The sequence below is a fragment of the Enterobacter cloacae complex sp. ECNIH7 genome (assembly GCF_002208095.1).
Classification (GTDB): domain Bacteria; phylum Pseudomonadota; class Gammaproteobacteria; order Enterobacterales; family Enterobacteriaceae; genus Enterobacter; species Enterobacter cloacae_M.
The window spans coordinates 136,311-154,455 of sequence record NZ_CP017990.1 but is presented as its reverse complement, the minus strand read 5'-3'; the positions used below and the strand labels follow the sequence as shown (position 1 = coordinate 154,455).

The window sequence follows — 18,145 nt, the reverse complement described above, 5'->3', positions numbered from 1 at the left end:
TTTATGGCCTTTCTAAGCATCATTATTGCCGCGCATAACGCCAAAGAGACGCTTCACACAACGCTAGAAAGCCTGCAAAACGCGATTGAGGGTGCGGGCGAAGATGTGGAGATCATTATCTTTAACGACAGTTCCAATGACTCTACACAGGATATTATTGAGGCGTGGCTACCAACGCTTCCGAATGCGCAATCCCGATACGTTGAGTACCGTAACGTCGGTCATGTTCGAAGCAGTGCCCTCTCGCTGGCCTCAGGCGAATACATTACCATGCTGGATAGCGATGACCGATTGAAACCAGGCAGCATCAGGGACGCCGTGGCGTTTCTCAAAACAGAGCGCCCTGATATGCTTCTGACGCGCCTGCTGGAAATTCGCGACACAAAAAAAATTACAGCCGAGTGGCAGGGGTTCTCTCCTGTTGCTTTGTCACAGCATGAGGCAATAAAGCGATTCCTGCAGCACAAAGATTTTCAGGCACACCTCATCGGGCAATTCATTCATCGGAAATTATATGTAGATAACCCGATTCCTTCGATGGTTTGCTATGAAGATTTCGCCGTATTTCCCGGCATGCTGGTGCAATCGAGTAAAATCGTTTATCAGCGTCAGGGACACTATTATTACATCAAACGTAGCGACAGTTTGTCGAGCCGTCTCGACGCCACTAAAATCGCTACGCTGGTTGAATGCACATTACAGATGGAAAAAACATTCCCTCGTTCTTTTCAGCATCTTGTTAATTGTCACTGGTTTGATATCTACCGTAACCACCGGCAGCATCTGACTGACCTGCAACTCAAACTGGTCAAACAGCGGGTCAATGCACTTTATTCTCTCTCTTTCTTCTTCTCAAGAGATGTACGTTTCAGCTACAAAAAAAGGGTTATTGAGGCATTATGGAAAAAGTAAAACTGCGACTTTATCAGCTTACGCTGATTATGAGCCTTATTTCGCTCGCGCTGGCGCTGCTGAGTTCTGGTAAGCAGCGAGAGTTTTTCTATATTGCGATTTATGCCAGCATTATCGGCTTAGCGTGCGAATATAAAAAAATCACAGTGCGTCCTTTTTCTATCGCCTTACCGATTCTACTAATTGGGTTGCTCAATCTTGGCTGGTATCTGGTGTATGAATATCACAGCGAAGGTCTGAACGTTTATAGCGATTATCTCGGTGCAAGTAAAAAGTTGATTCTGGCAAGTATTCTCATTTTTTACCTTGACCGGTTTAAGTCTTATATTGATAAAGCTTCCTTCCAGAAATATTTTTTATACGCCTCTGGTGCAGGGTTTATACTTGCCACTGGTTATGGCTTATGGCAGGCATCACAGGGTATGGGACGTATTGAGATGGCCATAAACCGTGCGACCGTGTCGGCCTATGTTTACTCTGTACTGTCGCTGGCGTTTGTATACAGCCTTTATCTAGAGAAAAATATAAAACTATATATCACCGCAGGACTCATCATCTTAATATCTTATTTCGTCATTCTTCTTACGGGTACACGTGCCGCAATGGGATTATATTTGATCCTGGCGATTGTACTCACGCTTTATCACTTCAGAAGAATTCACCTTAAATCAACGCTGATTTTCTTAAGTATTGTGGCGGGTATTGTTATCGTTAGCTACAAGCCATTAATTTTACCTAAGATCCAACAAACACAAGTTGAAGTTGAAAGTTATCAAAAAGGTAATGATGCAACCTCGCTCGGCGCACGTTTTTCTATGTGGAGTGTTGGTATTCAAAACGGTCTTGCCCATCCTTTAGGGCAGTCAGTTGAAGACCGTGAAGTATGGACACAGCAATATGTGAAAAATGGGCACCCACACCTCGCGGCTGCACTCGAGTTTATCAGGGTGCATCTGCATAATGAGTTTATTGAAAAATATTCGCTGCAGGGGATCCCCGGGCTTGCGATATTATGCTTTTTCTATATATCAATGATCGTTTACGCACTTAAAAACAGAAATGGCCTGCTGCTGACGACCATGCTTCTTTTGTTACTCTATGGCCTGACGGACGTCATACTATTGAGTTCAGAGGCTGTAATCTTCTTTGTCACCGTATTTGCGCTGAGTACTCCTTTTTCGCAAACCAGGCAACGTTAATGGTAATGCCCGCCTGGCGGGCATTATTTTTTCTTGTATTGATAAAACTCCGCCAACGTCATCCCGACCGTCTTGTCGGATAACCAGCTAAAGAGCGCTTCTAAATCCTGATACAACCCTTCGATCGCCGCCTCATCTTTAAACGTGGGGCTTCCGCCCGGCATAAATTCTGACGAATGAAGCATAAACTCCACGTACTCACTTCCCTGAGACAGGCATTGCTGTGCAACCTGAATCATTTGCGCCGCATTCCCACCGGACGGTCTTAGCCAGTTCACAGAGGGGGAGCGGTATTTACCGCGAAGCCTGTCGTAACCCTGTTTGATCGTGTTCAACCAGGCCGGGTGTTTATACTGGATGCTCATCGGCACTTCGAGTAATGGACTATCGCCTGCCCGGGAAATATTGTCTAAATCCATGAAATAGGCGTGGTCAGGGAAATGCTGATAATCCGTTCCGCCATTACCCTGCGGGGCGCCTTTCGCATTGCGCCAGTTCACGCGTGGCGTCACGGAGCAATCAACCTGGTAACCCAGTTCAACGAGCAATTTTGCGTAGCGACTGTCAAATGCCCAACGTCCGGCACGGTGGCTTAACATTTTGGTCTGGAAGGTCTTTTCCAGCAGTCGGGTCATAAACAGCACTTTCTCGCGCATCACCTCATCCGAAAACTCAATCAGATAAGGCTGCCAGCGCCAGTCATCTCCCGTGAGATCGTGTTCCGGCGGGCTATTCCATGCGTGAAGGTGCATTCCCACCTCGCCCTGACCGCGGGCGATCGCGTCCCTGGCGAATTCGATGAAAACGGGCTCGATCGCCATCTCGTAATTGGTCAGCCACACGGGCTTAAAGCCGAAACGCTCACAAAGCGCCTGGAACCGCGCCAGATAGCGCGCGTTTTCCGTTTTAATGACGCGGTGATTTTGCCAGAGATTATCGCCCTCAGTATCAATTGTGATGATAAACGCTGGTTTGTTCATAATGAGTCCGCAAGACAGGAAAGTTAGCGCTATGTTACGCACTCTCCAAAGCGTGAGTAAACCCTTCCTGGGAAATTACTGAGATTATGGAGAAAGAGTGCAAGTCGCTATCAGGTCTATTAGAATTGCCATCAGTACAACGCCGATAAGATGATGATGAATAACTTACCTGACACACCTGATTTGCGCATTTTACTTATCAAACTCCGCCATCATGGCGACATGTTGCTGACCACTCCCGTCATTGATTCATTACGTCAAAAATGGCCGCAGGCGCAGATTGATGTCCTGCTGTATGAAGAAACGCGCGATATGCTCGCCGCGCATCCGGCGATCGGTACAATTTATGGAATCGATCGTAAATGGAAGCAGCTGGGCACGCTGAAGCATCTTCAAAAAGAGTGGCAGCTACTGTGTGCGTTAAGAAATCAGCATTATCATCTGGTCATTAACCTGGCCGATCAATGGCGTAGCGCGATCGTCACCCGCTTCACCGGCGCACCCGTTCGCCTCGGATTTGCGTTTAACAAACGCAATAGTGCCTTTTGGCGTTTTTGTCACACCGATCTGGTCTCTGTCGACGGCCACAAATCCCTGCATACGGTCGAGCAGAATCTCTCCATTCTGGGGCCATTACCTGTCGCGCCGCAGCCTGCCGTCACCATGGCCTACACCGCAGAAGACTGGGATCATGCCCGTCAAAGACTGACGCAGACGGGTGTGGGCGAGCGCTACATCGTGATCCAGCCGACGTCCCGCTGGTTCTTTAAATGCTGGAGCGAAGACAAAATGGCGCAAACCATTTCTACACTGCAGCAGGAGGGCCATACGGTTGTGCTCACCGCGGGGCCGGATAAAAAAGAGCTGGCGATGATCGATCGCATTCTCGCCGCCTCGCCGAAGACGGGGGTCGTCTCTCTGGCGGGCCAGCTAACGTTGCGCCAGCTGGCCTCACTCATCGATCATGCGCGTCTTTTTATTGGCGTTGACTCCGTTCCTATGCATATGGCCGCCGCGCTGCAAACGCCCTGCGTGGCATTGTTTGGTCCATCAAAACTGACGTTCTGGTCACCGTGGCAGGTTAAAGGGGAAGTGATCTGGGCCGGCGATTACGGCCCGCTACCCGATCCGGATGCCATTGATACCAAAACGAAAGAACGCTATCTCGACGCCATTCCCGTTGATGCTGTCGTCTCCGCCGCAAGGAGATATCTGTCATGAAACACCATCGTCTGGCCATTGTTCGCCAAAAATATCGCCCTGATGGCGGAGCGGAACGCTTCGTTTCGCGCGCTCTCACCGCGCTGAGCAATCAAAACCTTGAGCTCAACGTCATCACGCGTGAGTGGCAGGGAGAGAAGCAAGACGACTGGCATATCCATATTTGCAACCCTCAAAAATGGGGCCGTATCAGTCGTGAGCGCGGATTTGCACAGGCCGCGCGCGCGCTGTGGCAGCAACAGCAGTTTGATATTGTTCAAAGCCATGAGCGCATCCCGGGTTGTGATATCTATCGCGCGGGTGATGGGGTGCATCGTCGCTGGCTGCTGCAGCGCGCGCGCATTTTACCGGCCTGGCGTGCGCAAATGCTGATGTATGACCGCTATCACCGCTATGTGATGCGTGCGGAACGGGAAATGTATCAGGCGCCTGAGTTAAAAGCCGTAATCTGTAATGCGGAGATGATCAAACGCGAAATCGTTGAAGACTTTGATATTGACGCAAAGAAAATTCATGTGATTTATAATTCTATTGATTCCAGCCGCTTCGTTCCGGCCCAGGAGGCACAGCGTGCGATTTTGCGCCAACAATTTGGTTTGCCAGCCGATGCCGTTGTGTTCTGTTTTGTAGGCTCAGGGTTTGAACGAAAAGGATTAGCCAGCGCCATACGCGCTATTGCTGGAACATCTGCCTGGCTGATTGTGGTTGGGCAAGATAAAGCAGAACGTCGTTACCGCGACCTCGCCCGTTCGTTAGGCTGCGAGGGGCAAATCCGTTTCCTGGGGATGCAAAAAGAAACTCTGCCTTTTTATCAGCTATCCGATGGTTTACTGTTGCCAACGCTGTATGATCCCTTTCCTAACGTCATTCTTGAAGCGATGGCCTGTGGCTTGCCCGTCATTACTTCAGAGAGTTGCGGTGGTGCAGAATTTATTCAACAAGGCCAGAACGGATTTTATTGTGACGCACTTGATATCAGTACATTGAAGGAAGCGGTAGCCGCTATCCCTTCACTGGAAAAAAATAACAATATGGGACGAGCGGCACGTGAACGTGTAAAAGACGCCACTCCCGAAAAACTATCAAGTCAGCTTATTACGCTTTATCAAAAATTACTGGATTAAAAATGCGCATCCTAATGATTATTGATGGTTTACCCGGTGGAGGAGCCGAAAAAACGGTTCTTACACTCTCCCGCGGGTTAATAGAAATGGGGCATCAGGTCTCTCTATTCTCTCTGCGGAAAGTGTGCGACTACGCCATCCCGGAAGGCATTGATTATCAGGTTGTTCAGGACACATGTAAAAAACCGTGGCGAAAGCTGACGGAGATCCCACGCCGCGCCCAACTGCTTGATCAGGCGATTGAGCGAGCTGAGCGCAGCGGCAAATTTGATGTGGTGTTCTCTCACCTGCACAAGACAGACCGCATTGTGGCGCACTGCCGCGCGCTGGAACGTGACAAAGTCTGGTTCTGCGTGCACGGCATGTTCTCGTTTTCCTATCTTCGCCATCGCAGCGGACTTTCGCGCTGGTTTAAACATCTTAAAATTCGTCATACCTACGAAAACCGCAACGTTGTCGCCGTCTCAGGCGCCGTGTTGAAAGATCTTTCCGAGACGCTGGCGCTCAATCTTCGACGCAAAGCGGTTATCCATAATCCTTTTGATATTCCTGAAATTCAGCGTCTGGCGGATGCGCCTTTCGAAATGCAGGGAAAGGATTACATTATTCATGTTGGCCGCTTCCATGAGCACAAACGCCACGACCGACTCTTACGTGCGTTCGCCCTGAGCAAAATTGACACCACGCTGGTCATGATGGGCAATGGCTCTGACGCTCAAATTCGCAAACTCAAGCAGCTTGCAGCCGAGCTGGGTATTGAAAACAAAACGGTTTTCCGCCCGTTCGACTCCAATCCCTATCCCTGGATTAAAGGGGCACGCCTTTTAGTGTTAAGTTCTGACTGCGAAGGTTTTGGTAATGTGCTGGTCGAAGCCATTATCTGCCAGACGCCACCGGTCAGTACAAATTGCCCCGGAGGCCCTGCTGAAATCCTCACCGGAGCCTTAGCGCGCGGGCTGGCAGAGTTAAATGACGCGTCACTGGCAAAAACGCTGGCGGATATTTATACCGCCCCGCCGGTCGTTGGCGATGCAACCATCGCGTCGTTCGGTATCAGTGCCATTTGCCAGCAATATATTGCTCTGGTCGACAATCAAAAATAATCAGGTTTCTTATGCAAAATTCTGCCCCATTGTTAAGCGTGGTGGTTGCCGTTTATAACGGTGAAGCTTTCCTGGATCAGTTCTTTACCTGCCTTGTCAATCAACGCATCGACAGCATGGAAGTCATCATTGTCAATGACGGCTCTACTGACCGCTCGATGGAGATCGTCGAAAAATGGCGAGAAAAACTACCGCAGATGCAGGTTATAGAACAGCAAAACCAGGGCGTATCCATCGCGCGTAACACCGGTCTGGCCGTTGCGACGGGTCAATATCTCTCTTTCCCGGATATTGATGATGTCTTTAAACCCGGCATGTACCAGCGCCTGCTGGATATGGCCGTCACGCAGGATCTGGATGTCGCCACCTGTAACGGGAACTACGTCTGGGAGAACAACAAAAAACCCTCACGCCCGATCTTCCCTGAAGACAAACTGGCTTCCACAGGGGTCATGGCTGGCCCTGCGTGGTTAAAAATGGCGCTGGATTCACGTAAATTCCTTCACGTCACCTGGCTGAACATCTATCGCCACGACTTTATCCGTCAACACAGTTTCCATTTCGAACCCGGCCTGCGCCATCAGGATATTCCGTGGACCACCGAAGTGCTGCTTGCGGCAGAGCGGGTTCAGTACACCAGTGAACGTTATTACGACTACTACATTCACTCTGCATCGGTGTCCCATATGCCGGACAATGACGACACGCTAATTCGCTCCGCGCGTCACTACATGAAAATCCTGCAGATGCTCGACGCCATCAATCAGCGCTACCCGGATAAAGTGAAAGGGATCCCTGCCTGCCACTGGCAAATTGCCAAAGAGGGGTTGGGCATTATTCACACCTTCGACAACATGAAGGATGAGAAGAAGAAATCAATGATTATTAAAGAGTTCTTCGAAACAGGCATCTGGAAACTCATCTGGAAAAGTGCAAAAAGTCCGCGTCTGCGCTGGCGGCTGGGTCGACGTTATTTCCGTTTGAAACGGTATCTGGCATAAGAGATAGCTTTACCTGGCCTAAATGCTTAGAATTTGCCCGCCGAAACTAAAAAAACGGATAATCGCTTGGAATTGTTGTATACCGCTCTGCTCTACATCATTCAGCCACTGGTGTGGCTGAGACTGTTGCTTCGTAGCCGGAAAGCGCCTGCGTATCGTAAACGCTGGGCTGAACGCTATGGCTTCTGCCGCAATAAAGTCGTACCGGACGGTATTTTGCTGCATTCCGTTTCTGTCGGTGAAACGCTGGCGGCGATCCCGCTGGTTCGCGCCCTGCGTCACCGCTACCCTTCGCTGCCAATCACCGTCACGACGATGACGCCAACCGGCTCGGAGCGCGCGTTATCCGCTTTCGGCAAAGACGTGCAGCACGTTTATCTGCCTTACGATCTGCCCTGCGCCATGAATCGTTTCCTCAACACCGTTCGCCCGAAGCTGGTGATCGTGATGGAAACCGAACTGTGGCCGAACATGATTTCCGCTCTGCATGCCCGTAAAATCCCGCTGGTCATTGCCAACGCGCGCCTGTCAGAGCGCTCGGCGAAAGGTTACGGCAAGCTGGGTAAATTTATGCGCCGCCTGCTGGGCAAAATCACGCTGATTGCCGCGCAGAACGAAGAGGACGCGGCGCGCTTTATCTCTCTGGGCCTGAAACGCAACCAGCTTGCGGTAACGGGCAGCCTGAAGTTCGATATTTCCGTTACCCCTGAACTCGCCGCCCGTGCGATCACGCTGCGTCGCCAGTGGGCCCCGCGTCGTCAGGTCTGGATTGCGACCAGTACCCATGATGGCGAAGAAGAGATCATCCTGCAGGCTCACCGCAAGCTGCTGGAAAAATTCCCTGATTTACTGCTGATCCTCGTGCCTCGCCATCCGGAGCGTTTTAAAGATGCCCGTGAAATGGTTCAGAAAGGCGGCTTCAGCTTCACGCTGCGCAGCAGCGGTGAAATCCCTTCCGGCAGCACCCAGGTGGTGATTGGCGACACGATGGGCGAGCTGATGTTGCTGTACGGAATCGCTGACCTCGCGTTTGTCGGTGGCAGCCTGGTCGAGCGCGGCGGTCATAACCCGCTGGAGCCGGCAGCCCACGCCATTCCGGTACTGATGGGGCCGCACACGTTTAACTTCAAAGATATCTGCGCGAAATTACAGCAGGCCGATGGTTTAATTACCGTGACCGATGCGGATTCGGTGGTTAAAGAGGTATCGACCCTTCTGACTGACGAAGATTATCGCCTGTGGTACGGGCGTCATGCCGTCGAAGTGCTGCACCAGAACCAGGGCGCACTGACCCGACTGCTGCAGCTTCTGCAACCTTATCTGCCCCAGCGGAGCCACTGATGTCAACGCGTCTGTCGGTCGTGATGATCGCCAAAAACGCCGCCGACCTGCTTCCGGATTGCCTGGCGTCGGTTGCCTGGGCTGACGAGATAGTCATTCTTGACTCCGGAAGTACGGATAACACGGTGGATGTTGCCCGGGCAGCGGGCGCAAACGTCTTTGTCGACGCTGACTGGCAAGGCTATGGCATCCAGCGCCAGCGCGCACAGGGGTATGCCACAGGTGATTATGTCCTGATGCTCGACACCGACGAACGCATCACGCCTGAGCTTCAGCAGGCCATTCAGGCTGTGCTTTCCTCGCCCCAGCCTGGCGCCGTGTACAGCATTGCCCGCCGCAACTACTTCCTTGGCCGTTTTATGCGCCACAGCGGCTGGTACCCTGACCGCGTGATGCGCCTCTACGAGCGCGAGCGGTATCAGTACAACGACAATCTGGTGCATGAATCCCTGAGCTGCGATAGCGCCCAGGTTATTCCCCTTACGGGCGATTTGCTGCACCTGACCTGCCGTGATTTCGCAAGCTTTCAGCGTAAACAGCTCAACTATGCCACCGCATGGGCGCAGGAGCGTCACCGGCGCGGCAAGAAGGCCTCGCTGACGGGAATCTTCACCCACACGCTGGGCGCGTTTCTGAAAACGCTGCTGCTGCGTGGTGGCGTCCTGGACGGTAAGCAGGGCTGGTTACTCGCGGTAGTGAATGCCCAGTATACTTTCAACAAATACACCGAGCTGTGGGCGCTCTGCCGCGGCTACTCAGAGAAAACGTGAGCCATGAGCACAAAAGCGATTTATCCGGGTACCTTCGATCCTATCACCAACGGTCATCTTGATATCATCACCCGTGCGGCGTGCATGTTCGACAAGGTGATCCTGGCCATTGCCGCCAGCCCCAGCAAAAAGCCGATGTTTGACCTCAACGAGCGGGTACAGCTCGCCACCGATGCCATTTCGCACCTGCCGAATGTTGAGGTAGTCGGGTTTAGCGACCTGATGGCTAACTTCGCCCGCGCTCAGCAGGCAAACATTCTTATCCGTGGTTTACGCGCGGTGGCAGACTTCGAGTATGAGATGCAGCTGGCGCACATGAACCGCCACCTGATGCCGGAGCTGGAGAGCGTGTTCCTGATGCCCTCCAAAGAGTGGTCGTTTATCTCTTCCACGCTGGTAAAAGAGGTGGCGCGTCATCACGGCGACGTCACGCATTTCCTGCCGACTAACGTCCACCATGCACTGATGGAAAAGCTAAAGTAACCCTATTTCTGGCACTGACGGCAGTAGAACGTGGCGCGCTGGGCGTGCTTCGTGGCAATAACGGGCGTGCCGCAGACTCTGCACGGTTCGCCTTTACGGCCATACACCTGCAGCTCCTGGGCAAAATAGCCCGGCTTGCCGTCACTTTGCAGGAAGTCCTTCAACGTTGTCCCGCCCTGCTCAATCGAGCGAAGTAATACGGCTTTAATCACCCGGACCAGCAGCTCGCACTCCTGCGCCGACAGCGAAGAGGCCAGCCGATCGGGATGGATCCCGGCCGCAAACAGCGATTCGCTGGCGTAGATATTCCCCACGCCGACCACCAGCTTGTTATCCATCAGCCAGGGCTTAATCGGGCTTTTCTTCTTCGCACACTTCGCCTTGAGGTATTCCGCGTTAAACGCGTCTGAGAGCGGCTCCGGGCCCAGATGCGCCAGCACGTTATGCCCTTCCAGCTCCTTCGTCCACAGCCACGCGCCAAAGCGCCGTGGGTCGGTGTAACGGAGCACTTTGCCGTTGCTCATCACCAGATCGACATGGTCATGCTTTTCCGCAGGCAGTTCTTCGGTAAGAATGCGCAGGCTCCCGGACATTCCCAGGTGGATAATAATCCAGCCGTCGGGCAGCTCCAGCAGCAGGTATTTAGCGCGACGCTGTACGCTAAGGACGGGTTTATCGCTCAGGGTATGGATCTCATCGGACACCGGCCAGCGCAGACGTCCATTGCGGACCACCGCGTGAAGAATCGTTGCGCCGACCAGATGGGGCTCAATGCCGCGACGGCTGGTTTCTACCTCAGGTAATTCAGGCATGGTTCCTCCGTTGAGATTCAGAATGCAAAAAACCCCGCAGTTGCGGGGTTTTTCGATACAAGGAGACTAAAATTATTTGATTTTAGCTTCTTTGTACAGTACGTGCTGGCGTACAACTGGATCGAATTTTTTCAGTTCCAGTTTTTCCGGCTTAGTACGTTTGTTCTTCGTGGTGGTGTAGAAGTGACCTGTACCAGCAGAAGAAACCAGCTTGATTTTCTCGCGAATACCTTTAGCCATGATTTATTTCCTCTTTAAGTACTTAGTACTTTTCGCCACGGGCACGCAGTTCGGACAGAACTGTATCGATGCCTTTCTTATCGATTACACGCATACCTTTAGCAGATACGCGCAGGGTGACAAAACGCTTCTCGCTCTCAACCCAGAAACGGTGAGAGTGCAGGTTCGGCAGGAAACGGCGTTTAGTCGCGTTCAGTGCGTGGGAACGGTTGTTACCGGTCACCGGACGCTTGCCAGTAACTTGGCAGACTCGGGACATGTCTATTCTCCAAAAATCAAATTAGCTCGAGCTTCGTATGGGGTATCGGCGCCTCGTCAGGCTTTACAGCCCGGTCATCGCATAGTTCTAAGTGAACTCTCGATTGCCAGGCCCAAATGCCAAACCCGAGATTCTCAAAGGTGGCGTAGTATACGCTGACTCGGCGGTGTGCTCAAGTCCCGAACAGACAAAGATCCCGACGGATCGCGAGAAATAGCCTAAATCCAGCCATGTTCTGCGAAAGAAATGTACTCACCGCGGCCAATTATCAGATGGTCCAGCACACGAATGTCCATGAATTGACAGCATTTGATAATGCGTTCGGTGATTTCTTTGTCCGCTCTGCTCGGTTCTGCACAGCCAGAGGGGTGATTATGCGCGAGGATCACGCCCGCTGCATTCACTTTTATCGCTTCCCGCACAATTTCACGCGGATGCACCTCAACGTGGCTCAACGTGCCCGCAAAGAGACAGCTATGTTTCAGCACCCGATTTCTGTTATCGACAAAGATCACCATAAAGATCTCGCGTTCAATATCGGTTAACTGGCTCTGCAGGAATTCACGCGTCATTTCTGGCGTCAGGATCGGATCTTCCTTCTCCATGCGGACATTGTAAAAACGGCGGGCAAGTTCAGCAATGCCCCTCAGCTGGGCATATTTCGCCACGCCAATTCCCTCAACGTGCTTAAACTGCGCCAGGTCGGCGGTCAATAAACCGTACAGTGAACCGAAATGTGCTATCAGCTCTTTTGCCAGCGTAAATACCGTTTTTCCGGGCGTTCCGGTACGTAAAAAGAGCGCCAATAGTTCATCGTCTTTTAACAGGGTGACGCCATAGCGCAGCAGTTTTTCGCGCGGCAGCAGCTCCTCATCCTCTTCTTCCATGCTCTTTCTCCTTTTTAACCTCATGCTGCCACAGGCCAATCCGTCGCTCGACGGCCACATTGCGTTCTTGCGTAGCGCCTCGCAAAGTGGACGAAGTACAAAATCACTCCGCTTTGGGGATTGTGATAAAATGCCCGCTCTCTGGTGAAACCCAACAGGAAAGAATCATGATGAGCCTGGCCGGTAAAAAAATCGTTCTTGGCGTGAGCGGCGGCATTGCTGCTTATAAAGCGCCGGAGCTGGTGCGTCGTCTGCGCGAGCGCGGAGCTGACGTGCGGGTCGCGATAACCGAAGGCGGTAAAGCCTTTATCACTCCTCTGAGCCTGCAGGCCGTTTCAGGATACCCGGTATCTGACAGCCTGCTCGATCCGGCCGCCGAAGCCGCCATGGGCCATATTGAGCTGGGTAAATGGGCAGACCTGGTTATCCTCGCCCCCGCCACGGCTGATTTAATCGCTCGGGTGGCGGCCGGTATGGCAAACGATCTGGTCTCCACCATTTGTCTGGCCACGCCAGCTCCAGTTGCCGTCGTTCCTGCCATGAACCAGCAGATGTACCGTAACGCGGCCACCCAGCACAATCTCGAGACGCTGGCCTCACGCGGCCTGCTTATCTGGGGTCCGGACAGCGGCAGCCAGGCCTGCGGCGACGTTGGGCCGGGTCGCATGCTTGATCCGCTGACGATTGTTGATATGGCCGCTGCCCATTTTTCGCCTGTCAACGATCTGCAACATCTCAACATCATGATTACCGCGGGCCCCACGCGCGAGCCGCTGGATCCGGTGCGCTACATCACCAACCACAGCTCCGGCAAAATGGGCTTCGCGATTGCCGCCGCCGCCGCAAGGCGTGGCGCGAACGTCACGCTGGTGAGCGGCCCGGTATCGCTGCCTACCCCTGCGTTTGTGAAGCGAATTGACGTGACTACCGCGCTGGAGATGGAAGCCGCCGTGCAGGCACATGCGCAAAGCCAGCAGATTTTTATCGGCTGTGCGGCCGTCGCAGACTATCGTGCCGAGACGATCGCCGAGGCTAAAATTAAAAAGCAAGGCGATGAATTAACACTAAAAATGGTGAAAAACCCGGACATTGTTGCCGGCGTCGCCGCACTAAAAAGCCATCGTCCATACGTTGTTGGGTTTGCCGCAGAAACGAATAATGTGGAAGAATATGCCCGGCAAAAACGTACCCGCAAAAACCTCGATTTGATTTGCGCGAACGACGTATCGCTGGCCACACAAGGATTTAACAGCGACAGCAACGCACTGCACCTTTTCTGGCAGGATGGAGATAAAGTCTTACCGCTTGAGCGCAAGGAACTCCTGGGCCAACAATTACTGGACGAGATCGTTACCCGTTATGATGAAAAAAATCGACGTTAAGATTCTGGACCCGCGTGTTGGCGAGCAATTCCCGCTGCCAACCTATGCCACCTCCGGTTCTGCCGGTCTTGACCTGCGCGCCTGTCTCGATGACGCCGTAGAACTGGCTCCGGGTGCCACTACCCTGGTTCCAACTGGCCTGGCAATTCACATTGCTGACCCGTCTCTGGCAGCGGTGATCCTGCCGCGTTCTGGTCTGGGCCATAAGCACGGCGTTGTGCTGGGTAACCTGGTGGGCCTGATCGACTCCGACTACCAGGGTCAGCTGATGGTCTCCGTCTGGAACCGCGGTCAGGACAGCTTCACCATTGAACCGGGCGAGCGTATCGCCCAGATGGTCTTTGTACCGGTGGTACAGGCAGAATTTAACCTGGTGGCAGACTTTGACGCCACCGACCGTGGCGAAGGCGGCTTCGGCCATTCCGGGCGCAAATAACGGCCCGAAAGACACGTATCTCACAGCGTTATAATGCAATAACAAACCGCAAACGCCCGTTTGCGGTCGCTGTGTGGATGCCAGCCTGGCAAGTGCTTATTTTCAGGGGTATTTTGTAACATGGCAGAAAAACAAACTGCGAAAAGGAATCGTCGCGAAGAAATACTTCAATCTCTGGCTCTGATGCTTGAATCCAGCGATGGCAGTCAACGCATCACCACCGCTAAACTGGCCGCCTCTGTAGGCGTGTCTGAGGCGGCGCTGTACCGTCATTTCCCGAGCAAGACCCGGATGTTCGACAGCCTGATCGAGTTTATTGAAGACAGCCTGATTACGCGCATCAACCTGATTCTGAAAGACGAAAAAGACACCACCGCGCGTCTGCGTCTGATTGTGCTGTTAATCCTGGGCTTCGGTGAACGCAATCCGGGCTTAACCCGCATTCTCACCGGCCACGCGCTGATGTTTGAACAGGACAGACTGCAGGGCCGCATTAACCAGCTTTTCGAGCGTATTGAAGCGCAATTGCGCCAGGTTCTGCGCGAGAAGAAAATGCGTGAAGGCGAAGGTTACAGTATTGATGAGACTCTGCTGGCGAGCCAGATACTGGCGTTTTGTGAAGGGATGCTCTCCCGCTTTGTGCGTAGTGAATTTAAATACCGTCCAACGGACGATTTTGACGCCCGCTGGCCGTTAGTGGCTGCTCAGTTGCAGTAATCTGTAAGCCCGGTAAGCGTAACGCCACCGGGCAATTTAATTACACCCCGAACTCTTCGCGATACGCTTTTACCGCTGCCAGATGGTCCGCCATTTCAGGCTTCTCTTCCAGATACGCAATCAGCTCTTTCAGGGTAATAATCGACGTCACTTTGCAGTTATAGTCACGCTCCACTTCCTGAATAGCGGAAATCTCGCCACGGCCACGCTCCTGACGATCCAGCGAAATCAGCACGCCAGCCAGCGTCGCACCGTTGGCCTGGATAATTTCCATCGATTCGCGGATCGCCGTGCCCGCGGTGATTACGTCATCGACCAGCATGACGCGGCCCTGCAGCGGGCTGCCGACCAGATTCCCGCCTTCGCCGTGGGTTTTAGCCTCTTTGCGGTTAAAGCAGTAGGGCACGTCGCGGTCATGGTGTTCCGCCAGCGCCACCGCGGTGGTGGTCGCAATCGGAATGCCTTTGTAGGCCGGGCCAAACAGCAGGTCAAAATCAATCCCGGAATCCACCAGCGCTTCGGCATAGAAACGGCCTAACAGTGCCAGATCGCGCCCGGTATTAAACAGCCCGGCGTTGAAGAAATAGGGACTCTTACGCCCGGATTTCAGCGTAAATTCGCCAAACTTAAGTACCTGCTTGTTAAGCGCAAACTCAATAAACTGGCGCTGATACGATTTCATGGATTTGCTCCTTTGGTTTTTCTGTCTTACAGGCAAAAAAAAGGCGACTCATTGGTCGCCTTTAAAATCAATTTTCTAACGCCGCTTTCTGCGTCGTTACAATGGATTCGATTCCCCCTCGGGCCAACGCCAGCAGGGAGAGAAGTTCTTCGTGGGTGAACGGCTCGCCTTCCGCCGTGCCCTGCACCTCAATGATGCGACCATCTTCGGTCATCACCACGTTCATGTCGGTTTCTGCTGCGGAATCTTCAACGTATTCCAGATCGCAAAGCGCTTCGCCGTTAACGATACCGACTGAAACCGCCGCAACCATGCCTTTCATTGGGTTGGTTTTCAGCTTACCGGCCGCAACCAGCTTGTTCAGGGCATCGGCCAGCGCCACGCAGGCACCGGTAATCGACGCCGTACGCGTACCGCCGTCTGCCTGAATGACGTCGCAATCGAGAGTGATGGTGAATTCGCCGAGGATTTTCAGGTCAACGGCAGCGCGCAGCGCACGCGCGATCAGACGTTGAATCTCCATGGTACGACCGCCCTGCTTACCCTTTGCCGCTTCACGGGCGTTACGGGTATGGGTCGCACGCGGCAGCATGCCGTATTCAGCGGTGATCCAGCCCTGGCCCTGACCTTTCAGGAAGCGCGGAACGCCTTCTTCGATGGAGGCGGTGCACAGCACTTTAGTGTCACCAAACTCAACCAGCACGGAGCCTTCAGCGTGTTTTGTATAGTTACGGGTCAGGGTGACGGGACGCACCTGATTGGCGCTACGACCTGATGGACGCATGATGGATTCTCCGGCTTGAAACGAATGTGGCTGCGCATTATACGGATAAAGGACGCTTATTCCTATCCTGAGAAGCCCCCGAAAGCTATAATCCCCCCATCTCTCCTTTAAAAACGGGAATGTCTATGATCCGCAGTATGACCGCCTACGCCCGGCGTGAAATCAAGGGTAGCTGGGGTAGCGCCACATGGGAAATGCGCTCGGTAAACCAGCGTTACCTGGAAACGTATTTCCGTATGCCGGAGCAGTTCCGCAGCCTTGAGCCTGTCGTACGTGAACGTATCCGTACGCGTCTGACGCGCGGAAAAGTGGAATGTAACCTGCGCTTTGAGCCCGATGCCAGCGCACAGGGCGAGCTCATCCTCAACGAAAAACTGGCGAAACAGCTCGTGAATGCAGCAAACTGGGTCAAAATGCAGAGCGATGAAGGCGAAATCAACCCGGTTGATATTCTGCGCTGGCCTGGCGTCATGGCGGCCGGTGAGCAGGATCTGGATGCTATTGCCGCTGAAATCCTGGCAGCCCTCGACGGCACGCTGGACGACTTTATCGTTGCCCGCGAAACCGAAGGCCAGGCGCTGAAAGCGATGATTGAGCAGCGCCTTGAAGGCGTGAGCACCGAAGTAGCGAAAGTCCGCACCCATATGCCAGAAGTGCTGCAATGGCAGCGCGAGCGCCTTGTCGCCAAACTGGAAGAAGCGGAAGTTCAGCTGGAAAACACCCGTCTGGAACAAGAGCTGGTGCTGATGGCGCAGCGTATTGATGTCGCTGAAGAGCTGGACCGTCTGGAAGCGCACGTTAAAGAAACCTACAACATTCTGAAGAAGAAAGAAGCTGTGGGCCGCCGTCTGGACTTTATGATGCAGGAGTTCAACCGCGAGTCGAACACCCTGGCGTCTAAATCGATCAATGCAGAAGTGACGAATTCAGCGATTGAACTGAAAGTGCTGATTGAGCAGATGCGCGAGCAAATCCAGAATATCGAGTAATGCTTTTCGGGTGGTGTCGACCGCACCACCCATTACTATTTCTAATCCATCCCAACAGCAATTTTGTCGCTTTACCGCCATCCATCAAGCTTTCTCTATAGAACTTGATAAAAATTTATAGGGCAAACTGACTCGCCTTAGAAAATCTCAATCGTGATCTTGCGCACAAATCGCTAACCTCCCCCACGTTCACACCGGAGGGTATATGCTGCTTCACATCCTTTATCTCATTGGCATCACCGCAGAAGCCATGACCGGCGCGCTTGCCGCCGGACGTCGCCGTATGGACACCTTCGGCGTGATCATTATTGCTACGGCGACCGCACTGGGCGGCGGTTCCGTGCGCGATATTCTGCTTGGCCATTACCCGCTCGGCTGGGTTAAACACCCTGAGTACGTGATTATTGTGGCGACGGCCGCCGTGTTAACCACCATAGTGGCGCCCGTTATGCCCCATCTTCGCCGCCTGTTTCTGGTGCTTGATGCGCTGGGGCTGATTGTCTTTTCGATCATCGGCGCACAAATCGCGCTCGATATGGGGGAAGGACCCGTTATCGCCACCATCGCCGCCGTGGTCACGGGCGTATTCGGCGGTGTGCTGCGCGATATGTTCTGCAAACGCATCCCCCTGGTCTTTCAAAAAGAGCTGTATGCCGGCATCTCCTTTGCGGCAGCGGTGCTCTATATCGCTCTGCAGCATTACGTTTCAAACCATGACGTGGTGGTCATCTCAACGCTGCTGTTTGGCTTTACGGCCCGCATGCTAGCGCTGCGTCTGAAGCTCGGGCTGCCCGTTTTTCATTACAAACACAGCGCCCACTAG

Annotated in this window: 21 protein-coding genes; 14 read left to right on the top strand and 7 right to left on the bottom strand. The window is 53.1% G+C overall.

Annotated features, from left to right (window positions below):
- Window positions 1-3: 3 nt before the first annotated feature.
- Together WM95_RS00770 and WM95_RS00765 are read left to right on the top strand one after the other, a co-directional pair.
- The gene (locus WM95_RS00770; RefSeq protein WP_047173746.1) at window positions 4-912 is read left to right on the top strand and encodes a glycosyltransferase family 2 protein; all 909 of its coding nucleotides are present in this window, start codon (window positions 4-6) and stop codon (window positions 910-912) included.
- Window positions 900-2,111: an O-antigen ligase family protein gene (locus WM95_RS00765; RefSeq protein WP_063408580.1), complete on the top strand. Its 1,212-nt coding sequence runs from the start codon at window positions 900-902 to the stop codon at window positions 2,109-2,111. Before WM95_RS00770 ends, WM95_RS00765 begins: the two co-directional genes overlap by 13 nt.
- Before the next feature lie 23 nt (window positions 2,112-2,134).
- Here the strand turns inward: WM95_RS00765 and WM95_RS00760 are convergent, their stop codons facing one another.
- On the bottom strand, window positions 2,135-3,091 hold the full coding sequence (locus tag WM95_RS00760) for a polysaccharide deacetylase family protein (RefSeq protein WP_088544611.1): 957 nt from the start codon (window positions 3,089-3,091) through the stop codon (window positions 2,135-2,137).
- Window positions 3,092-3,241: 150 nt separating this feature from the next.
- Between WM95_RS00760 and rfaQ the strand changes: the two genes are divergently transcribed.
- The 7 genes from rfaQ to coaD all read left to right on the top strand — a co-directional run bounded on the left by rfaQ (window position 3,242) and on the right by coaD (window position 10,134).
- Entirely contained in the window at window positions 3,242-4,312 is a 1,071-nt protein-coding gene (gene rfaQ, locus WM95_RS00755) for a putative lipopolysaccharide heptosyltransferase III (protein WP_074166100.1), read from the top strand.
- On the top strand, window positions 4,309-5,436 hold the full coding sequence (locus tag WM95_RS00750; protein ID WP_023309896.1) for a glycosyltransferase family 4 protein: 1,128 nt from the start codon (window positions 4,309-4,311) through the stop codon (window positions 5,434-5,436). Before rfaQ ends, WM95_RS00750 begins: the two co-directional genes overlap by 4 nt.
- Window positions 5,437-5,438: 2 nt before the next feature.
- Window positions 5,439-6,539, top strand: a complete 1,101-nt coding sequence (locus tag WM95_RS00745; RefSeq protein WP_045400325.1) for a glycosyltransferase — start codon at window positions 5,439-5,441, stop codon at window positions 6,537-6,539.
- 11 nt (window positions 6,540-6,550) lie between these two features.
- Window positions 6,551-7,540 (top strand): glycosyltransferase, encoded by a 990-nt coding sequence (locus WM95_RS00740; RefSeq protein ID WP_047743201.1) that lies wholly within the window; start codon window positions 6,551-6,553, stop codon window positions 7,538-7,540.
- Between the two features lie 66 nt (window positions 7,541-7,606).
- The gene (gene waaA / locus WM95_RS00735) at window positions 7,607-8,881 is read left to right on the top strand and encodes a lipid IV(A) 3-deoxy-D-manno-octulosonic acid transferase (RefSeq protein ID WP_023309893.1); all 1,275 of its coding nucleotides are present in this window, start codon (window positions 7,607-7,609) and stop codon (window positions 8,879-8,881) included.
- On the top strand, window positions 8,881-9,651 hold the full coding sequence (locus tag WM95_RS00730; RefSeq protein ID WP_063408582.1) for a glycosyltransferase family 2 protein: 771 nt from the start codon (window positions 8,881-8,883) through the stop codon (window positions 9,649-9,651). The genes waaA and WM95_RS00730 overlap by 1 nt, the downstream gene beginning before the upstream one ends.
- 3 nt (window positions 9,652-9,654) lie before the next feature.
- Complete coding sequence (gene coaD, locus WM95_RS00725; protein ID WP_063408583.1) at window positions 9,655-10,134, top strand: pantetheine-phosphate adenylyltransferase; 480 nt, start codon at window positions 9,655-9,657, stop codon at window positions 10,132-10,134.
- 2 nt (window positions 10,135-10,136) lie between these two features.
- Here the strand turns inward: coaD and mutM are convergent, their stop codons facing one another.
- The 4 genes from mutM to radC all read right to left on the bottom strand — a co-directional run bounded on the left by mutM (window position 10,137) and on the right by radC (window position 12,332).
- Window positions 10,137-10,946, bottom strand: coding sequence for a bifunctional DNA-formamidopyrimidine glycosylase/DNA-(apurinic or apyrimidinic site) lyase (mutM, locus tag WM95_RS00720; RefSeq protein WP_047743204.1), 810 nt, complete (start codon window positions 10,944-10,946; stop codon window positions 10,137-10,139).
- Window positions 10,947-11,018: 72 nt separating this feature from the next.
- Window positions 11,019-11,186 carry a 50S ribosomal protein L33 gene (gene rpmG, locus WM95_RS00715; RefSeq protein WP_003024094.1) on the bottom strand — a complete coding sequence of 56 codons (168 nt, stop codon included), beginning with the start codon at window positions 11,184-11,186 and terminating at the stop codon, window positions 11,019-11,021.
- 22 nt (window positions 11,187-11,208) lie between these two features.
- Window positions 11,209-11,445, bottom strand: coding sequence for a 50S ribosomal protein L28 (rpmB, locus tag WM95_RS00710; RefSeq protein WP_002436699.1), 237 nt, complete (start codon window positions 11,443-11,445; stop codon window positions 11,209-11,211).
- A 218-nt stretch (window positions 11,446-11,663) separates the two neighbouring features.
- Complete coding sequence (radC, locus tag WM95_RS00705; RefSeq protein ID WP_023309889.1) at window positions 11,664-12,332, bottom strand: RadC family protein; 669 nt, start codon at window positions 12,330-12,332, stop codon at window positions 11,664-11,666.
- A gap of 170 nt (window positions 12,333-12,502) precedes the next feature.
- On the opposite strand from radC, the gene coaBC reads away from it, so the two are divergent.
- From coaBC to slmA, 3 genes are all read left to right on the top strand, one after another.
- Window positions 12,503-13,714, top strand: a complete 1,212-nt coding sequence (coaBC, locus tag WM95_RS00700; RefSeq protein ID WP_087823747.1) for a bifunctional phosphopantothenoylcysteine decarboxylase/phosphopantothenate--cysteine ligase CoaBC — start codon at window positions 12,503-12,505, stop codon at window positions 13,712-13,714.
- On the top strand, window positions 13,692-14,150 hold the full coding sequence (gene dut, locus WM95_RS00695) for a dUTP diphosphatase (RefSeq protein ID WP_008502691.1): 459 nt from the start codon (window positions 13,692-13,694) through the stop codon (window positions 14,148-14,150). The genes coaBC and dut overlap by 23 nt, the downstream gene beginning before the upstream one ends.
- Window positions 14,151-14,270: 120 nt before the next feature.
- Window positions 14,271-14,867, top strand: coding sequence for a nucleoid occlusion factor SlmA (gene slmA, locus WM95_RS00690; RefSeq protein ID WP_008502690.1), 597 nt, complete (start codon window positions 14,271-14,273; stop codon window positions 14,865-14,867).
- Window positions 14,868-14,907: 40 nt separating this feature from the next.
- On the opposite strand, the gene pyrE is transcribed toward slmA, so the two are convergent.
- Window positions 14,908-15,549 (bottom strand): orotate phosphoribosyltransferase, encoded by a 642-nt coding sequence (pyrE, locus tag WM95_RS00685; RefSeq protein ID WP_023309887.1) that lies wholly within the window; start codon window positions 15,547-15,549, stop codon window positions 14,908-14,910.
- A 67-nt stretch (window positions 15,550-15,616) separates the two neighbouring features.
- Window positions 15,617-16,333, bottom strand: coding sequence for a ribonuclease PH (gene rph, locus WM95_RS00680; RefSeq protein WP_010426431.1), 717 nt, complete (start codon window positions 16,331-16,333; stop codon window positions 15,617-15,619).
- A gap of 125 nt (window positions 16,334-16,458) precedes the next feature.
- Here rph and WM95_RS00675 point away from each other — a divergent pair, with 125 nt between their 5' ends.
- Together WM95_RS00675 and WM95_RS00670 are read left to right on the top strand one after the other, a co-directional pair.
- Complete coding sequence (locus WM95_RS00675; RefSeq protein WP_023309886.1) at window positions 16,459-17,322, top strand: YicC/YloC family endoribonuclease; 864 nt, start codon at window positions 16,459-16,461, stop codon at window positions 17,320-17,322.
- 205 nt (window positions 17,323-17,527) lie between these two features.
- On the top strand, window positions 17,528-18,145 hold the full coding sequence (locus WM95_RS00670; RefSeq protein ID WP_023334014.1) for a trimeric intracellular cation channel family protein: 618 nt from the start codon (window positions 17,528-17,530) through the stop codon (window positions 18,143-18,145).

Excerpts from the sequence above, each read along its gene's own strand:
- radC (WP_023309889.1), bottom strand. The coding sequence starts at position 12,332 with ATGGAAGAAGAGGATGAGGAGCTGCTGCCGCGCGAAAAACTGCTGCGC.
- mutM (WP_047743204.1), bottom strand. The coding sequence starts at position 10,946 with ATGCCTGAATTACCTGAGGTAGAAACCAGCCGTCGCGGCATTGAGCCC.
- WM95_RS00730 (WP_063408582.1), top strand. The coding sequence starts at position 8,881 with ATGTCAACGCGTCTGTCGGTCGTGATGATCGCCAAAAACGCCGCCGAC.
- WM95_RS00765 (WP_063408580.1), top strand. The coding sequence starts at position 900 with ATGGAAAAAGTAAAACTGCGACTTTATCAGCTTACGCTGATTATGAGC.
- WM95_RS00745 (WP_045400325.1), top strand. The coding sequence starts at position 5,439 with ATGCGCATCCTAATGATTATTGATGGTTTACCCGGTGGAGGAGCCGAA.
- rph (WP_010426431.1), bottom strand. The coding sequence starts at position 16,333 with ATGCGTCCATCAGGTCGTAGCGCCAATCAGGTGCGTCCCGTCACCCTG.
- WM95_RS00770 (WP_047173746.1), top strand. The coding sequence starts at position 4 with ATGGCCTTTCTAAGCATCATTATTGCCGCGCATAACGCCAAAGAGACG.
- WM95_RS00750 (WP_023309896.1), top strand. The coding sequence starts at position 4,309 with ATGAAACACCATCGTCTGGCCATTGTTCGCCAAAAATATCGCCCTGAT.
- WM95_RS00675 (WP_023309886.1), top strand. The coding sequence starts at position 16,459 with ATGATCCGCAGTATGACCGCCTACGCCCGGCGTGAAATCAAGGGTAGC.
- coaBC (WP_087823747.1), top strand. The coding sequence starts at position 12,503 with ATGAGCCTGGCCGGTAAAAAAATCGTTCTTGGCGTGAGCGGCGGCATT.
- slmA (WP_008502690.1), top strand. The coding sequence starts at position 14,271 with ATGGCAGAAAAACAAACTGCGAAAAGGAATCGTCGCGAAGAAATACTT.
- WM95_RS00740 (WP_047743201.1), top strand. The coding sequence starts at position 6,551 with ATGCAAAATTCTGCCCCATTGTTAAGCGTGGTGGTTGCCGTTTATAAC.
- rpmG (WP_003024094.1), bottom strand. The coding sequence starts at position 11,186 with ATGGCTAAAGGTATTCGCGAGAAAATCAAGCTGGTTTCTTCTGCTGGT.
- rfaQ (WP_074166100.1), top strand. The coding sequence starts at position 3,242 with ATGATGATGAATAACTTACCTGACACACCTGATTTGCGCATTTTACTT.
- WM95_RS00760 (WP_088544611.1), bottom strand. The coding sequence starts at position 3,091 with ATGAACAAACCAGCGTTTATCATCACAATTGATACTGAGGGCGATAAT.
- rpmB (WP_002436699.1), bottom strand. The coding sequence starts at position 11,445 with ATGTCCCGAGTCTGCCAAGTTACTGGCAAGCGTCCGGTGACCGGTAAC.
- coaD (WP_063408583.1), top strand. The coding sequence starts at position 9,655 with ATGAGCACAAAAGCGATTTATCCGGGTACCTTCGATCCTATCACCAAC.
- pyrE (WP_023309887.1), bottom strand. The coding sequence starts at position 15,549 with ATGAAATCGTATCAGCGCCAGTTTATTGAGTTTGCGCTTAACAAGCAG.
- dut (WP_008502691.1), top strand. The coding sequence starts at position 13,692 with ATGATGAAAAAAATCGACGTTAAGATTCTGGACCCGCGTGTTGGCGAG.
- WM95_RS00670 (WP_023334014.1), top strand. The coding sequence starts at position 17,528 with ATGCTGCTTCACATCCTTTATCTCATTGGCATCACCGCAGAAGCCATG.